The following is a 16539-nucleotide window of genomic DNA, read 5'->3' on the forward strand; positions in this document are numbered from 1 at the left end:
CTTATCGCCAATGCCACCACACGGTAGCCTCAGGCGGGGCGAGCGAGGAGCGCGCGGTGGACGAGACAGGACAATCCGGTGACACCGGAGCCGTGGCGGGCGGCCCCGGCGCCGAGGCGCGCGACCGTACCCTGCTGAACGGCTGGGCGACCTCCGACGGTGGCTGGTCGGGCGGCACGGCCGCCCGAGAGGCCGAGGACGACGTACCCGCCTGGCGGCGCCCGTTCACCCGGCCGTTCGGCCAGCGGGCGGTCCCGGCCAGCCGGGCGCCGCTGCCGCCGGGTCACTCGTCCGGGGATTACCCGTTCCCCGACGTCGCCCCCACGCCGTACGCCGGATCCGGGGAGATTCATCCGTTCGGCGACGCCGGCGGCTCGGGCGAGATCCGGCCGTACGCCAACGGGTCCAGCGCGCCCCAGCCGTACGGCGTCAACGGCTCCGGACCGTTCGGTGACCAGGGTGGTTCCGGGGAGATCGCCGGGTACCGCGACGCCGGGGGGATCCCGCCGCTCGGTGACCCGGGTGGCGCCGAGGATCGGGCTCCGGAGAGCAACGGTCACGGCCCGGAGGCGAGCGTGCCGACCTGGTCCGAAGGCCGGTCACGGTATGCGGACCTGTTCGCCCAGCGCGCGGCCGAAAGCCCCACCCGGGCGATCCTCCCCGCGGTGCGCCCGGCCACCCCCGGCGGGCGCCGCGTCGACTGGAGCACCGCCGAGTCGGCCCGGCACGCGCGGGAACCGGGCCACCCCGCCGGGCAGGCCCAGCCCACCGAGGATCCCGGCGCGACCCGGCCGCCGTACGACCCGGGCGGATTCCCGGCGCCCTACGAGCCGGGCACACCGTCCGGAGCCGCCCCGTCCCCCGACAACTCCGTTGGCTACGCCGCCGCGTCGGCGTACCCGGGCTACGCCAGCCGGTCCGGCGGTGCACTCGGCGCGGGCCCGGATGAGCCGCTGCCCCAGCGCGTACCGGCCGAGCCGGACGTGCCCACCGTTCCGGAGCCGCCGTCCGTGGAGCCATCGGCCGAGACGCCCGCGCTGGCCCGCATCGCGACGCACCTGCGCCGCGGTGACGTGCTGTCCGCGCAGGACCGCCAGGAGGGCTTCGACGTCCAGGCCATCCTCGCCGCCGTACGGGAGGTGGCCGGGGTCCGCGACGCCTCCCTGCGCACCACGCCCGCGGGCGCGCACAGTCTGCGCCTCGACCTGGCCGACGGTGCCGACCCCGCCGAGGTGAGCCGCCAGGTCGCCCGGCTGCTGCAGGACCGGATGGGCCTGGACGCGGCCATGCAGGGCGGCGAGGCGGCGCCGCCGAACGCGTCCGCTTCCGCGCCCCCGGCCGTACCGTTCGTTCCCAACCAGCCGACGCCGGCCGGGCGCGACAGCCTGGGCGACCCGGCGGCGCCTGCCGGGGCGCGCGCTGCCGGCGGCCCCGCGTCGGTGCCCGCCGGTGCGGATCCGCTGGGCGGCCCGTCGCTCGGCGGCGGGATGGACCCGCTGGGTGGCCCGGCGGCTTCCGGTGGGATGGATCCGCTGGGCGTCCCGGCGGCGTCCACGGGCCTGGGTGAGCCGCGGCGGAGGCTGCCGCAGCCCGCCCGCCCGGCCGACAGCCCGATCGCGGGGGCTCCGCCCGGACTCACCACGCCGCTGTCCGCGCCCCCGGCTACCGAGTACCCGGCGACCCCAACGGGGCCGGCCTCGGCGTCCCCGGCTGCGCCGTTCTCGGCGGCCCCGCCGCGTGCGGCAACGCAGGTCGGGCCCGCGGCGGGAGCCACGCGGGCGCTGGAACGCACGGCGTTCGCCTCGGGGCCGGGCGGCGCGGTGGAGGCCGTCGTCACCGGCGTGAACGGCGTGACGGCGCGTCCCCTCGACGTCGGCGACCGCCCCGGCCCGCGTGTCGTCATCGAGAACGTGCAGGTCAGCACGTTCGGGATGGAGGCCACCGTCGAGGTGCGGCTGGCCGTGGGCAGCCGGATCGCGGCCGGGGAGGCCACCGGGCCCGCCGTCGACGGGTACCTGCTGCGTCTGTGCGCGATGGCCACCGCGCGGGCGGTCGACGAGTTGCTGTCGGCGTCCGAGCACGCCGACGGGCCCGCCCGGTGCTTCGTCGAGCACGCGGCGACCGTACCGTTCGGGCCGATGCAGGTGGCGGTCGTCGTGCTCCTGCTGTCCTACGGTGGCTGGGTGGAACAGATCGCCGGATCCGCTGTGGTCACGGGCGACGACCGGCACGCCATGGTTCGCGCCACGCTGGCGGCGGTCAACCGTCGCCTCGAAGCCCTGCTCTCCTGATGAAGGGCGCCGTTCTCGCCCCTGACGCCGCGCTGCCCGACGACGGTGTGCCGCCGCCCTGGCCCGCCCGCCGGGTCACCATCGACGGCGCGATGCTGCACGTCCGCGACACCCCGGCCACCGGCCCGGACGCCGAGCCCGCCGTGTACGTGCACGGACTCGGCGGATCCTCGCAGAACTTCACCGACGTCGCGGGGCTGCTGTCCGGCCACCTCGCGGGGCAGGCGGTGGACCTGCCGGGCTTCGGTTACAGCGACCCGAGCCGCCGGTACTCGCTGCCCGCCTTCGCCGACCGGCTGATCGGATACCTGGAGTACGCCGGGCGCGGCCCGGTGCACCTGGTCGGCAACTCCCTCGGCGGGGCCATCTCCGTGGTCGTGGCGGCGCTGCGGCCCGACCTGATCCGGACCCTCACGCTGATCTCCCCGGCCATGCCGTTCCTGGACCCGCGGCGTACCGCGCAGGGGCCGGTGCTGCCGCTGCTGGCGCTGCCCCGCGCCGAACGGCTGTTCGCCTGGGGCATGGCGCGGATGACGGTCGACGAGATGGCCGAGCAGGTCCTCGCGGCCTGCTTCGGTGACACGACCCGGGTGAGCCCGCAGCGCCGGGCCGAGGCCATCGAGGAGATCCGGCTGCGGTACACGGTCGCGCACTATCCCAAGGCGTACCTGGGTGCTCTGCGGGGTCTGGTGTCCAGCTTCGTGCGGGCGTACCTGCCGGGTGACAACTCGCTGTGGCGGCTGGCCGCGCGGATCGCCGCGCCGACCCTGGTGATCGGCGGGCTCGACGACCGGCTGGTCGATCCGAGGGTGCCCGCCCAGGTCGCGCGGATGATCCCGGACGGGCGGCTGCTCATGCTGCCCGGCGTCGGGCATGTGGCGCAGATGGAGGTGCCCCGGCTGGTGGCCCGCGGCATCGTCGGAATGCTCGCCGACACCCGCCTGCCGGTCGGTTAATCCACACCGGAGGCGGGTCCGGTCGCGCTGGGCGGGTCCGAAGATCCGAGGCTTCCTCGCGAAATGCCGGTGACCCGGGGTGCTTGCATGGCACTCTGGCACTTGCTATGGCAAAGGCGACAAAAGGTTCCGTGAATCCCGCGGCCGACCCGCCGGCCGCGTTGCGGGCGGATGAGGACGGCGCGCCTGAGCGGGCCGTCTTGGAGCACTCGGCGCGCGCGATCGCCGCCAACCGGCCAAGCCCGCGCGCCTCGGTGACCGCCGAGGTGCCCGACGAGGCACCGGAACGGCGGCCACGGCGGCGACGCGGCGCGGCGGACGCCGCATCCGCCGACGCTTCGGCCCCCCACAGACGCGTCGAGAACCCCATCGAGGACGCTCTGGCCTGGGTGACCGAACCCCGGCCCCGGCGTCGCCGTCTCGGCGAGGGCGAGTCCGGTCGGCGCCGCCGCAGCGGCACTGCCCTGCCGAGCGGAGACGACGCGCCACCCACTTCGGGCGGCCCGCCCGGGCCGAGCGCGGCGAGCCCGTACGCCCAGGAGGCGGCACGGCCACGCCGGCGTAGATCGGGGGCCGGATTCCCGTCCGACGTCGCCGCCGCCGAACAACGGCGTGGTGCCACGGATCCGGCGGAGTCCGCCGACGGCGGGTGGGGTGCGACGGCACCCGGCCGGTCCGGCGAACCGCAGGAGGCCGAATCCGGCGAGGCGGGCAGGCCGGTCTCATCCCGGTCGCGCCGACGCCGCATGCAGACCGACGAGGGCGGGGGAGCGGCCTGGGGCGGCCTGTCCGGCGAGGGGCCGGGCGAGGCCCGCAAGGGGCGCGGGCGGCCCCGGCGAGGCAGCGCCGCCGGGGCGCCGGAAAGCACCCCGGCCCCCACGGGAGCGCGGCGCCGGAGCACGGTCGACGACCTCGACGCTCAACGGAGCGCGATCGCGGCCCGCGCCGCCGCCCGGCGCCGCCCGACGGCTGCCGCGGCGGCCCGCGCCACCGCCCCCGGGGCGGTGAGCCAGCGCCCCGGCACGGGCCCGCTGACCCCGGAACTGGCGGCCGTCCTGCACCGGACGCAGGAGGCCGTGAACCGGGCCGCGATGACGGACCGGACCACCGCCCACCGTCCGCACCCGGCGGAGGTCCACGAGGTACCCCCGGCACCTGAGGTCCACGACGTACGTGAGGCCCAGACAGCCGCCGAGAACGACGTGGCGGCCTGGGTGGACATGCTCATCGGTACGGTGAACCGGACCGAGGAGTCCCAGCCCGCGAGCCTCTGGCCGGACGGCCCGGAGGCCGACGACGACACGGTGCGCGGTGACACCGTCGTGGGCGAGACCGGCTGGGATCTGCCCGACATCGTCGGTCTGGCCGACGCCCGGGAACACTTCTGGCCGCCGATCGTGGTGGGACCGGCGCCCGCCGAGCCGATGGTCGCCGAGCCGACGGCCGCCGAGACGGGGGCACGCGACGTCGCCGAGCCGCCTGCCGCCGAGGCGCAGGCACGTGTAGTCCCCGGCGTCACCGGCGCGACCGGGGCCGACGCGCGGGACACCGACACGGCCATGAGGGCCGAGCCGCTGACACCGGACGCCGACGCGAGCATCGCGGCCGAGCCGCTGACACCGGACGCCGACGCGAGCATCGCGGCCGAGCCGCTGACCCCGGACGCCGCGACGGCTGAGGCGGAAGCGGAGGCGGAAACAGGCGCGGCGGCCGAGGCGCTGACGCCGGACGCTGAGACGGCCGAGGCGCTGACGCCCGACACCGCGACGGCTGAGGCGGAGCCGCTGGCCGCCGGGACGAGCGCGGCGGCCGAGGCGCGGACGCCGGATGCCGCGACGGCTGAGGCGGAGACACTGGACACCGACGCGAGCATCGCGGCCGAATCGGCGGTCGGCGCGGCGAGGGCGGACGCGGCCGCAGCGCAGGAACCGGCTCCGGCCGATGCGGACACGGTCGAGGTGACTCGCAGCCAGCGGGAGGCCGCGACAGCCGGGCACGTCGCCGCGGCGGGTGCCGCCGCCACGGCTGGGACCACCACGTCTCCGCCCGATTCTGAACCGCTCCCACCCGGCCCGGTCGAGGCGGTACACCCCGGAGACCTGTCCACAGCACCCGGGGGCCGGTCGGCGGGCGCCGTGGGCCTGGCCACCGCGCCGCATGCCGCACCCGACGAGGGACCGATCCTGTTGCCCGGGGTGGCAGGCGCCCCGCCCGACGAGGGCGCGGCACCGGCCGAAGGCCCCGGTGGGGACCGACGGCGGCTCCGGGCCGCGCTGCTGGCGCTGCTCACGGTCGCGGTGCTGATCGCCGGAATCATCTGGCTCGTCCGGCGCGACCCGATGGCCGCGCGCCGCACGGTCGGACACACTCCGTCCGCGGCGCCGATCACACCGCAGGAGCAGCCGCAGGGAACCGGGCCCACGGCCGGAGCCGCCCCCGCGCCAGTGCCGACCACGGCAGCGCCGACAACCGCGGCGCCGACCACGGCGGTGCCGACGACCGCGGCGCCGACGCCGACCAGCGGCGCGGGCGCGGCCCCGCCGCCGGACGAGGCCCAGCAGGCGCCGAGCGGTTCCGGCCCCGCGGGCACCTTCAAGTACGCCACCGGGTACGGCCCGGTGCTCGGCACGAAGGGCACGATGCGGACCTTCCACGTGGCGGTGGAGAAGTACCTGGGCCAGGGCGACGGGGCGCTGGTCGACACCGGGCCGGACGCGAGCGCGTTCGCGGCCGACGTGGACGACATCCTGGGCGACCCGCGCAGCTGGGTGGCCGGCGGGAAGGTCCGGTTCCAGCGGGCGCCGCACGGGCAGCCCGCGGAGTTCACGGTCTACCTGGCGTCGCCGGACACCTCGGAGGAGATGTGCGCGCGGGGCGGGCTGGACACCAAGGGCTTCAGTTCGTGCCGGCTGCCGGGCCAGGTGGTCATCAACTCCGAGCGGTGGCGCAAGGCGGTGCCGCACTACGACGCGCCGCTGGACGTGTACCGGGCGTACGTGATCAACCACGAGGTGGGACACCAGCTCGGCCACGGCCACGAGAAGTGCCCCGGCAAGGGCAAACCCGCGCCGGTCATGCTGCGGCAGACCTACAGCCTGGACGGCTGCACCGCCTACGGGTGGCCCTATCGCAACGGCAAACGGTACGCCGGGCCACCCGCCGTCTGATATTCCCCGTCCCGCATGTCGGACCGGGTGTTCCTGGTCATGCCCGGTCGGCGGCCGGGCGCGCAACAATGGGGGCCGCACCTTACCGCCGAACCCGGGGAGTAAACCGTGTCGCTGCCCCCGCTCGTCGAGCCCGCCGCCGAGCTGACCGTCGACGAGATCCGCCGTTACTCGCGCCACCTGATCATCCCCGACGTCGGGATGGACGGGCAGAAGCGGCTCAAGAACGCCAAGGTGCTCTGCGTGGGCGCCGGTGGCCTCGGCTCGCCCGCGCTGCTGTACCTGGCCGCGGCGGGCGTCGGCACGCTGGGCATCATCGACTTCGACACCGTCGACGAGTCGAACCTGCAGCGCCAGATCATCCACGGCGTCTCGGACGTGGGCCGGCCCAAGGCCGAGTCCGCGGCGGCCAGCATCCGCGAGATCAACCCGCTGATCAACGTGGTTATCCACAACACGGCGCTGGACCGCGACAACGTGCGCGACATCTTCAGCCAGTACGACCTGATCGTCGACGGTACGGACAACTTCGCCACCCGGTACATGGTCAACGACGCGGCGGTGCTGCTCGGCAAGCCGTACGTGTGGGGGTCGATCTACCGCTTCGACGGCCAGGCCTCGGTCTTCTGGGCCGAGCACGGCCCGTGCTACCGCTGCCTCTACCCGGAGCCGCCGCCGCCCGGCATGGTGCCGAGCTGCGCCGAGGGCGGGGTGCTCGGGGTGCTCTGCGCGTCGATCGGCTCGATCCAGGTCAACGAGGCGATCAAGCTGCTCACCGGCATCGGCGAGCCGCTGGTCGGGCGCCTGATGGTGTACGACGCCCTGGAGATGGAGTATCGCAAGATCAAGGTCCGGAAGGACCCGAGCTGCGTCCTCTGCGGGGAGAACCCGACCGTGACCGACCTGCTGGAGGACTACGAGGACTTCTGCGGCGCGGTCTCCGACGAGGCGGCGGCGGCCACCGAGAACGCGACCATCACGGCCCGCGAGCTCAAGGAGTGGCAGGACTCCGGCAAGGACATCTTCCTGGTCGACGTCCGTGAGCCCGCGGAGTACGAGATCGTCAACATCAAGGGCGCGACGCTGATCCCGAAGGGCGACATCCTCTCCGGTGAGGCGCTGTCGAAGTTCCCGCAGGACCGGCAGATCGTGCTGCACTGCAAGTCCGGGGTGCGCTCGGCCGAGGCGCTGGCCGCGCTGAAGGCGGCCGGCTTCGGCGACGCGGTCCACGTCCAGGGCGGCATCGTCTCCTGGATCAACACGGTCGACCCGTCGCTCCCGTCGTACTGATCCAGCCATCCTGATCGGACACCCGAGGCCGGGTGTCCGATCGGGCCGCGACAGTGGCCGATGCGGGGCAGCGGCGGCGCGCGGCGCCCGGTAGCGTCACGGTCGTGGTCGACATCGATGCCGCCATCGGTTACGTCGTCGCGCACGGTGACCCCGTGGAACGCGCGCGACTCTCCTTCCTGCGCACCGGCGCCGTGCCCGGGGAGGAAGTGGTCGAGCGGATCACCGCGGGGCAGACGCCGGAGGGTGGCTGGCCCGCCACCGGCGACGGTCCACTGCCGTCGGTGGACGCCACGTGCTTCCGGCTCGGCGAGCTGGACGACCTCGGCGGGCTGCGGACCCCGGCGGCGGAGCGTGCGCTGGCGTGGCTGGTCGGGGTGCAGCACCCCGACGGCACCTGGCAGGAGGACGAGGCGCTGGCCGCGGAGGCCCCGGCCTGGGCCGCGCCGGGCGACCCCGAAGCCACCCTGTATCAGACCTCGGTGGCGGGATTCTGGCTGACCGTCGCCGCCGTGGAGGCGTATCCGCGCGACCAGTGGCCCGCGCGATACGCGTCCGCCCTGCGGGCCGCCGCCGCGTACGTGGTCGCGCACGTGCGTCCGGACGGGACGTGGCCGTCGTTCCTGGCGGCGGGCTGGCACGGTGCGGTGCTGCTGCACGAGCAGCAGCACTTCTACGAGTCGGCCCGGATGCAGCTGGTGCTGGCCGAGCGGCTGGACGGCATGGCACCGGCCGATCTCGCGTCGATGGCCGCCGCGGTGCGCCGGGTGAACCTCGGCGACGACTGGCTGCTGCGGGCGGCGTACAAGCGGCTCGGGGAGACGCAGCGCACGGACGGCGGCTGGGACAGCGCCGAGGGCCCGATCTTCGACGTCAACACGACTCTCACGGCCCTGCGCGCCGTGCTGCCCCGGGTCGGCGCGGCCGCTCTCTGATCCGCGCCACCCCGGCTCTCCACCCTGGACGCCCCCAGCCAACCACCCTCCGCACGGCGGCGTCAGCGGATCCAGATCTTGAAGCCTTCGGGTTCGGTGCTGACCCGAAGTCCTCATGTTGGCGCGCGCTCGCTGTGCGGCGGGTCGACTACGGCCTGCCGCCCGTGTCTTGCCGACCACCCTCCGTGGGGCGGCGTCAGGAAGTTGAGATCTTGGGGACTTAGGGTTGGGGGCTGGCCTGAAGTCATCGACTTCGGGGGACGCGGCGTTGAGGAGCCGGCCGGGCTGGGGCGGCTGTGAGGCCACCCGGCGGCTGGTCAGTGGGGGTGTCGGGTCGCTGCCAGGGCGCGTACCGCGAGCTGGTGCAGGGTACGGCGTTCCGTCGTGCTCAGGCCGGCGAACACCGACGCCTCGACCTCGTCGAGCACCTTCTCGGCCGCCCGGAGCGCGGCTATCCCGGCCGTGGTCGGGCTGACGACGTAGCGGCGCCGGTCGTTGGGGTCGCGTTCGCGGGTGGCGTATCCGCCCGCCTCCAGGTCGTCGACCAGGCCGACCATCGTCGTGCGGTCCAGCCCGGTGCCGGTGCTCAGTTGCTGCTGGGAGAGCCGGTGCGCCTCGATCAGCGTCAGGACGTTCACGTGCTTGGCGCGCAGCCCCAGGGGCGCCAGCGCTCGCTCGGCCGCCGCGAGCGCCTCCTCGCCGAGCTTGATCAGCACGTACCCGGTGCGGGATGCGAGCTGGTCGGCGGGGCTGGTCATGCGCCGACTGTACGGGACGGCTTGTCAGTTCCGGCACCAGTCTGCAACACTGATCGTCAGTAACGCTGACAATTTGGAGGACTGATGAACTGGCAGGGCCAGACGGTCATGATCACGGGTGCGTCGTCCGGCATCGGGGCGGGATTCGCCGAGGCGCTCGCCGCCCGGGGTGCGGATCTGGTGCTGGTTGCCCGCAGCGCCGACGTGCTGCAGCACACGGCGCGGCGGCTGCGGGCGGCCCATGGCGTACGGATCGACGTGGTCGTTCAGGACCTGACCGCGCCGGGGGCCGTCGCCGCCGTGCGGTCCGCGACCGAGCAGCGTGGACTGACGGTGGACGCACTGATCAACAACGCTGGTTTCGCCAGCGCGGGAAGGTTCCACGAGGTGCCCGCCGACCGGGTGAACACCGAAGTGGCCCTCGACGTCGCCGCGCTGGTGGACCTGACCACGGCGTACCTGCCGGGCATGGTCGAGCGGGGCCGCGGGGCGATCGTCAACATTGCCTCGATCGCGGCCTTCCAGCCCACGCCGTACATGGCGGTCTACGGCGCCGCGAAGGCCTTCGTGCTCTCGTTCAGTCAGGCGCTCTGGGCGGAGAACCGGCGCGCCGGCGTGCGAGTCACCGCGGTCTGTCCCGGGCCGGTCGACACCGGGTTCCTCGGTGTGGTCGGCACGTCCGAGGTCCGGGTCGGGCGCCCCCGCCAGGTCGGGTACGTGGTGGAACGCGCCTTGCGCGCGGTCGAGCGCAACCGTCCCGTCGTCACGCCCGGCCCCGAGAACGCCTGGGTCCCGCTGGTGAGCCGCCTACTGCCCCGGCGGCTCGTGGCGGCGGTCACCGGCCGCAGCCTGCGCGGGGCCGTCGACGCGCCCTCGGCGGCCCGGGTGCCGACCGCCGGCTCGCTCACCGCCGGATTCCCGGCGACGGAGCACTGACGCTCAGGGGCGGGTGTGGCCGTTGCCGGTGACGACGTACTTGGTGCTGGTCAGCTCGGGCAGGCCCATCGGGCCACGGGCGTGCAGTTTCTGCGTACTGATGCCGATCTCGGCGCCGAAGCCGAACTCGCCGCCGTCGGTGAAGCGGGTGGACGCGTTGACCATCACCGCGGCCGCGTCCACCCGCGCCGCGAACCGCTGCGTCGCGGTCACGGACTCGCTGACGATGGCCTCGGTGTGACCGGTGCCGTAGCGGCGGATGTGATCCAGGGCGTCGTCCAGCGAGTCGACCACGGCCGCGGCGATGTCCGCGGACAGGTACTCCGCGCCCCAGTCCTCGGCGGTCGCGGGCACCACGTCGTCGCTGTAGGCGGCCACGCGGGGATCGCCGTGCACCGTCACCCCGGCGGCCATCAGCTCCTCCAGCACCAGCGGCAGGAACGAGTCCGCGATCTCCGCGTGCACCAGCAGCGACTCGGCGGTGTTGCAGGTGGACAGCCGCTGCGTCTTGGAGTTGACCACCACGGCGAGGGCCTTCTCCAGGTCGGCGTCGGAGTCCACGTACACGTGGCAGTTGCCCACCCCGGTCTCGATCACCGGCACGGTCGACTCCTCGACCACCGTCTTGATCAGCGCGGCCCCGCCGCGCGGGATCAGCACGTCCACCAGGCCGCGGGCGCGCATCAACTCCTTGACCGAGTCGCGCGAGGTGGCGTCGAGCAACTGGACCGTGTCCGCGGGCAGGCCCGCGTCCGCGACGGCCTTGCGCAGCACCGCCACGATGGCCGCATTCGATGAGTACGCCGACGACGAGCCGCGCAGCAGCGCCGCGTTGCCCGACTTGAGGCAGATCCCCGCCGCGTCCGCGGTGACGTTGGGCCGCCCCTCGTAGATGATGCCGACCACCCCGAACGGCACCCGCACCTGGCGCAACTCCAGCCCGTTCGCGAGGGTGGAACCGCGCACCACGTCACCGACCGGGTCGGGCAGGGCGGCCAGCTGGCGCAGCCCGTCGGCCATCGCGGCCACCCGCTGCGGGGTCAGGGTCAGCCGGTCGATCATGGCGTCGGTGGACCCGCCCGTACGGGCCTTGTCGACGTCCACCGCGTTCGCCGCGACGATGTCGTCCGCGCGCTGCACCAGCCGTTCCGCCATCAGCAGCAGCGCCGCGTCCTTCTCGGCGCGGGTGGCGGCGGCCAGGTCGAACGAGGCGGCGCGCGCGTCGGCCGCCTGCTGCAGGACACTCATCGTCACTCCTAGAGAAGGACGAGGTCGTCGCGGTGGACGACCTCTCGTTCGTACTCGGGGCCGAGGGCGGCCGCCAGGTCTGCGGTGGTGCGGCCGAGCAGCGCGGGCAGCTCGACGGCGTCGTAGTTGACCAGGCCCCGGGCGATCGGCACGCCGGAGTCCGCGGCGACCAGATCCACCGGGTCACCGGCGGCGAACGAGCCGTCCACCGAGGTGATCCCGGCGGGCAGCAGCGACTTGCGCCGGACCACGACCGCGGCCACCGCACCGGGGTCGAGGTGCAGCCGCCCGCGCGGGGCGGTGGCGTGGGCCAGCCAGAACAGCCGGGCCGTGGGGCGCCGGGCGGCCGCCTCGAACAGCGTGCCGATCTCCGCGCCCTCCAGCGCGGGCCCGGCCAGCGGGGCGGCGGTGAGCACCACCGGAATGCCGAACCCGGTCGCGATGCGGGCCGCCTCGACCTTGGTGACCATGCCGCCCGTGCCCACCCCGGCGCGCCCGGCCTTGCCGATCGCCACCGCCTCCAGGTCCGACTCGTCGCGGACGACCTCGAGCCGCCGCGACGCGGGGTCGGCCGGGTCGCCGGTGTACAGCGCGTCCACGTCGGAGAGCAGCACCAGCAGGTCGGCGTGCACGAGCGCGGCCACCAGGGCGGCCAGCCGGTCGTTGTCACCGAAGCGGATCTCCTCGGTGGCGACCGTGTCGTTCTCGTTGACGATCGGCAGGGCCCCGAGGTCGAGCAGCTTGCGCAGCGTCCGGTACGCGTTGCGGTAGTGCGCCCGCCGGGTCACGTCGTCGACCGTCAGCAGCACCTGCCCGACCGTACGGCCGTGCCGGGCGAAACCGGCCGCGTACCGCCCGATCAGCAGGCCCTGCCCGACGCTCGCGGCGGCCTGCTGGGTGGCCAGGTCACGCGGGCGCTTCGGCAGGTTGAGCGGGGCCAGCCCGGCGGCGATGGCGCCGCTGGACACCAGCACCACCTCCCGGCCGTCCGTGGCCAGCTTGCCCAGCACGTCGACCAGGGCGTCGACGCGCTGCTGGTCGATCCCGCCCGCCGCCGTGGTCAGCGAGGACGAGCCCACCTTCACCACGATCCGGCGCGCACCGGTCACCACTTCCCGCACCCGACCATTCTGCGCGGAGTGACGTACCGCGCCGGTCCCGGATCCCATATCGTGGCGCCGGTGACACCGCAGGAGTACGTCGAAGAGGTGCTGGCGCTGGTCGAGCGCATCCCCGAGGGCCGGGTCATGTCGTACGGGGCGGTCGCCGACGCGCTGGCGGAACGCTCCGGCCGCAACTCCGCCCGCCAGGTCGGCTCGATCATGGCCCGGTACGGCGGCGCGGTCCCGTGGCACCGCGTGGTCACCGGCGGCGGGCGGCTGCCACCCGGGCACGAGCAGGAGGCCCGCCAGCTGCTCCTGGCCGACGGGGTGCCGCTGCGGGGTGAGCGCGTCGACATGGCCCGCGCCGCCTGGCACCCGGAGATGCCCGGCTAGAGGTGCAGGCCCGCGCCGCCGCGCCGCGGGTCGCCCGCCGCGCCACCCGGCCCCACCCCGGTCACGCCGCCGAAGTAGTGGTCGATGTCCGGCCACCGGTTGATCGTCCACCCCGCGTCGGCCAGCGCGGCCAGCTCCGCCTCCGGGTACCCGGCCTCCGCGTGCACCGTGTCGCCGACCACGTGGAACCGGGGCCGGGCGACCGCCTGCTGCAGGTCCAGCCCGTCGACAAGCACCCCGAGCAGGGTGTCGACCAGCGCCGTACGGATCCGGGAGGCGCCCGCCGAACCCACCGCGACCGTCAGCAGGTCCTCGGCGTCGGTGACCACCATCGGGCACAGGTTCGACGACATCCGCAGGCCGGGGGCCAGGTCGGGGGTGAGCAGCTCGCCCTCGCCGAGCATCGAGTTCATGTTGACGCCGAGGCCGGGCAGCCACACCGCCGCGCCCAGCCCGAGCGTCGTGGTGACCACGCAGGCGTTGCCCGCGGCGTCGACCACGGCCACGTTCGTGGTGTCGCCGACCCGCTGGCGCCCCCGGTCGCGCAGGGCGGTCGCCACCGCGACGGCCCGTTCCGGCCGGGGCAGCCGCGCGACGTCCGGCGGCAGGGCGGCGATGGTGTCGACCGTACGGTTGAGATCGTGCCGGGCGTGCACCCGGTGCCCGGCCAGGCGCGCGTGATCCACCGGCGTCTCGTACACCTGGTAGGTGGCCAGGTCGACGGGGCCGAGGTTGCCGCCGTCGGCGCGGACCGCGTCCACCAGGATCTTCGAGAACGCCCCGGTGTAGAACACCGCCGGGCCCTCGGCGGCCAGGCCCTCCAGGGCGGTCGTCAGGCCGGGGTGGAACAGCAGCTCGCCGCCCTGCATGAGCTGGCCGTTCGGGGCGTACACCGCGCCGCCCTCGCCGTAGGCCAGGGCGGGCGCGCACGACGCCAGCGTGCGGGCCTGCGCCGCGGGCAGGATCACCCCGGTACGGGCCAGGTCGATCGCGGGCGCCACCAGCTCGGGCCAGGGCAGCCGGCCCCAGCGGCGGTGCAGCTCGCCGCAGCCGGCGGGTACCCCCGGCACGGCCACGCTCGCCCCGCCGATCGCGTACACCTGGGGTACGCCGCCGAAGAACACGTCGACGGCCACCATCGAGTCCGGCTCGATGTCGCCGTCCGTGCCGGGCACGGCGACGAAGAAGTCGAGGCAGGTCGCCGTACCGGTGGAAGCGTCGTAGTAGGTGGCGAAGCCGCCGCCGCCCAGTCCGGTGTAGATGGTCTCGGCGACGCAGGTCGCCAGCACCGCGGCGACCGCGGCGTCGGCCGCGGTCCCGCCGGCCCGCAGAATCTGCAGGCCGGCCTCCGCGGTCGCCGGATGCGCCGCGGCGACGCCGGCGGCGATGGGAGCCTTCATTTGCCGAAGCGTAGGCCCGCCGATTCGGCGGGGGACAGCATTCGGCGTGACACTCGGCACGGTCCCACTTCCGACGTACGGCCGATACACCCCCATACCTCCGGACGATGTGGCTTCCGCGTCCTCGCCGGGCCTTGCTGCGCCGGGCCCGGGGCGCCGGGGTAGGTTGGCGGCGTGGCCGGTCTGCCAGGAGTCCTCGGTGAGCCCATCAGGTTCGTCCTGAACTGGGGGCGCCGCTACTCGCTCTGGGTCTTCAACTTCGGGCTCGCCTGCTGCGCGATCGAGTTCATCGCGACCAGCATGGGCCGCCACGACTTCATCCGGCTCGGCGTGATCCCGTTCGCGCACGGCCCCCGCCAGGCCGACCTGATGGTCGTCTCCGGCACGGTCACCGACAAGATGGCCCCGGCGATCAAGCGACTGTACGACCAGATGCCCGAGCCGAAGTACGTCATCTCGTTCGGCTCCTGCTCCAACTGCGGCGGCCCGTACTGGGACTCGTACTCGGTGACCAAGGGCGTCGACCAGCTCATCCCGGTCGACGTGTACGTGCCCGGCTGCCCGCCGCGCCCCGAGGCGCTGCTGCACGGCATCCTGCGCCTGCAGGAGAAGATCGCCGCCGAGCAGTCCGGGCCGGGCGGGGTGCCCCGGCCGGACCCGCTGCGCCGCGACGCCGCCTCGCTGACTGCGCCGATCGTCGCCCCGCCGGTGGCTCCGGGCGGTTAGCCTGCGATTCATGACCACGCAGTCGCGAGCCGACTTCATCATCGACGTGCTGACCCGTGAGTTCGGCGAGCTGATGGCGCTGGATCCGGCCGCGTTCCGGCGCAAGTTCCGGAAGATGGCGGCCTCGCCGTTCGCGTTCTACCGGGGCAGCGCGTCGCTGTTCTACGCCGACCAGACCGGCGGGTACGCCGACGACAGCTTCCTCGACGAGCGCACCAGCCGGGTGTGGATCCACGGCGACCTGCACGCCGAGAACTTCGGCACGTACATGAACTCGTCCGGCCAGCTGGTCTTCAACGTCAACGACTTCGACGAGGCGTACGTCGGGCCGTTCAGCTGGGACCTCAAGCGGTTCAGCGCCAGCGTGGCCCTCATCGGGTACTCCAAGGCCCTCTCCGACGAGGTGATCAGCGAGCTGGTCACCACGTTCGCGCGGGCGTACCTGGTCGAGCTGCGGGCCATCGCGGCGGGCGGCGACGACGCGATCGGCTCGATCACCCTGGAGAACGCCACCGGCGTGCTGCGCCGGGTGCTGCAGCAGGCCCGCCTCAACACGCGGGTCGACCTGCTGGCCGGGCAGACCACGATTGACGACTACGAGCGCCGCTTCTCCCTCGGCGACGGCGTGTACGAGATCGACGACGCCACCCGGGCCACGGTGGTCGCCGCGTTCGACGCGTACCTGACCACGCTGCCGGAGCACCGGTCCGTGGCCACCAACATCAAGGACGTGGTGCTGCGCAAGGGCGTGGGCATCGGGTCGGCCGGGCTGCCGTCGTACAACCTGCTGCTGGAGGGGCACACGCAGGCGCTGGAGAACGACGTCGTCATCTACATGAAGCAGGCCCAGGTGCCCGCGGTCGCCCGGTGGATCGACGACGAGCGGGTCCGCGGCTACTTCAAGCACCAGGGCCACCGCACCGCCGAGTCGCAGCGCGCGCTGCAGGCGCACGCCGACCCGTGGCTGGGCTTCACCGAGCTGAACGGGGTCGGCCAGCTCGTCGCCGAGGTCTCCCCGTACGCGGCCGACCTGGACTGGTCCGACGTCAACGAGCCCGAGGAGCTGACCGGCGTCATCGCCGACCTGGGCCGCGCGGTCGCCCGCATGCACTCGGTCGCCGACGACGAGTCCAGCCACGACCTGGTCGACTTCTCCACCGAGGAGTCGATCGTCGCGGCGGTCGACAAGGACGAGGTCGGCTTCATCCGGCACCTGGTCGACTTCGCCCACAAGTACGGCGACCAGGCCCGCGAGGACCACCAGGACTTCGTGGACCTGTTCCGCAACGGGCGGCTGCCGGGCCTGCGGTAGCGATCCGGCGGGCGGCTGGCCATA

At 74.2% G+C, this 16539-nt stretch carries 13 protein-coding genes; 9 read left to right on the top strand and 4 right to left on the bottom strand.

Features of this window, described 5'->3' with window-relative positions; genetic code table 11:
- Positions 1-56: 56 nt before the first annotated feature.
- The 5 genes from EV385_RS35150 to EV385_RS18365 all read left to right on the top strand — a co-directional run bounded on the left by EV385_RS35150 (position 57) and on the right by EV385_RS18365 (position 8639).
- On the top strand, positions 57-2291 hold the full coding sequence (locus EV385_RS35150) for a Daple (RefSeq protein ID WP_242624953.1): 2235 nt from the start codon (positions 57-59) through the stop codon (positions 2289-2291).
- Positions 2291-3247 carry an alpha/beta fold hydrolase gene (locus tag EV385_RS18350; RefSeq protein WP_130510572.1) on the top strand — a complete coding sequence of 319 codons (957 nt, stop codon included), beginning with the start codon at positions 2291-2293 and terminating at the stop codon, positions 3245-3247. Before EV385_RS35150 ends, EV385_RS18350 begins: the two co-directional genes overlap by 1 nt.
- Positions 3248-3378: 131 nt before the next feature.
- Positions 3379-6414, top strand: a complete 3036-nt coding sequence (locus EV385_RS35155) for a DUF3152 domain-containing protein (protein ID WP_242624954.1) — start codon at positions 3379-3381, stop codon at positions 6412-6414.
- Between the two features lie 108 nt (positions 6415-6522).
- Entirely contained in the window at positions 6523-7704 is a 1182-nt protein-coding gene (gene moeZ, locus EV385_RS18360; protein ID WP_130510573.1) for an adenylyltransferase/sulfurtransferase MoeZ, read from the top strand.
- Between the two features lie 104 nt (positions 7705-7808).
- Positions 7809-8639, top strand: a complete 831-nt coding sequence (locus EV385_RS18365; RefSeq protein ID WP_130510574.1) for a prenyltransferase/squalene oxidase repeat-containing protein — start codon at positions 7809-7811, stop codon at positions 8637-8639.
- 317 nt (positions 8640-8956) lie between these two features.
- On the opposite strand, the gene EV385_RS18370 is transcribed toward EV385_RS18365, so the two are convergent.
- Positions 8957-9397, bottom strand: coding sequence for a MarR family winged helix-turn-helix transcriptional regulator (locus EV385_RS18370; protein WP_130510575.1), 441 nt, complete (start codon positions 9395-9397; stop codon positions 8957-8959).
- 84 nt (positions 9398-9481) lie between these two features.
- On the opposite strand from EV385_RS18370, the gene EV385_RS18375 reads away from it, so the two are divergent.
- Entirely contained in the window at positions 9482-10333 is an 852-nt protein-coding gene (locus EV385_RS18375; protein WP_130510576.1) for an SDR family NAD(P)-dependent oxidoreductase, read from the top strand.
- Positions 10334-10336: 3 nt separating this feature from the next.
- On the opposite strand, the gene EV385_RS18380 is transcribed toward EV385_RS18375, so the two are convergent.
- Positions 10337-11581 (bottom strand): glutamate-5-semialdehyde dehydrogenase, encoded by a 1245-nt coding sequence (locus EV385_RS18380; protein ID WP_130510577.1) that lies wholly within the window; start codon positions 11579-11581, stop codon positions 10337-10339.
- Between the two features lie 8 nt (positions 11582-11589).
- A complete protein-coding gene (gene proB, locus EV385_RS18385; protein ID WP_423203060.1) occupies positions 11590-12702 on the bottom strand; it encodes a glutamate 5-kinase in 1113 nt (370 codons plus the stop codon).
- 60 nt (positions 12703-12762) lie between these two features.
- Between proB and EV385_RS18390 the strand changes: the two genes are divergently transcribed.
- Positions 12763-13077 carry an MGMT family protein gene (locus tag EV385_RS18390; protein WP_130510579.1) on the top strand — a complete coding sequence of 105 codons (315 nt, stop codon included), beginning with the start codon at positions 12763-12765 and terminating at the stop codon, positions 13075-13077.
- Here the strand turns inward: EV385_RS18390 and EV385_RS18395 are convergent.
- Complete coding sequence (locus EV385_RS18395) at positions 13074-14477, bottom strand: gamma-glutamyltransferase (protein WP_130510580.1); 1404 nt, start codon at positions 14475-14477, stop codon at positions 13074-13076. The two genes, EV385_RS18390 and EV385_RS18395, sit on opposite strands and share 4 nt — an antisense overlap.
- 174 nt (positions 14478-14651) lie before the next feature.
- On the opposite strand from EV385_RS18395, the gene EV385_RS18400 reads away from it, so the two are divergent.
- On the top strand, positions 14652-15203 hold the full coding sequence (locus EV385_RS18400; RefSeq protein WP_130510581.1) for an NADH-quinone oxidoreductase subunit B: 552 nt from the start codon (positions 14652-14654) through the stop codon (positions 15201-15203).
- Between the two features lie 10 nt (positions 15204-15213).
- The gene (locus tag EV385_RS18405) at positions 15214-16515 is read left to right on the top strand and encodes a DUF2252 domain-containing protein (protein ID WP_130510582.1); all 1302 of its coding nucleotides are present in this window, start codon (positions 15214-15216) and stop codon (positions 16513-16515) included.
- Positions 16516-16539 lie beyond the last annotated feature (24 nt).

Source organism: Krasilnikovia cinnamomea (genome assembly GCF_004217545.1).
GTDB classification, from domain to species: Bacteria; Actinomycetota; Actinomycetes; order Mycobacteriales; family Micromonosporaceae; genus Actinoplanes; species Actinoplanes cinnamomeus.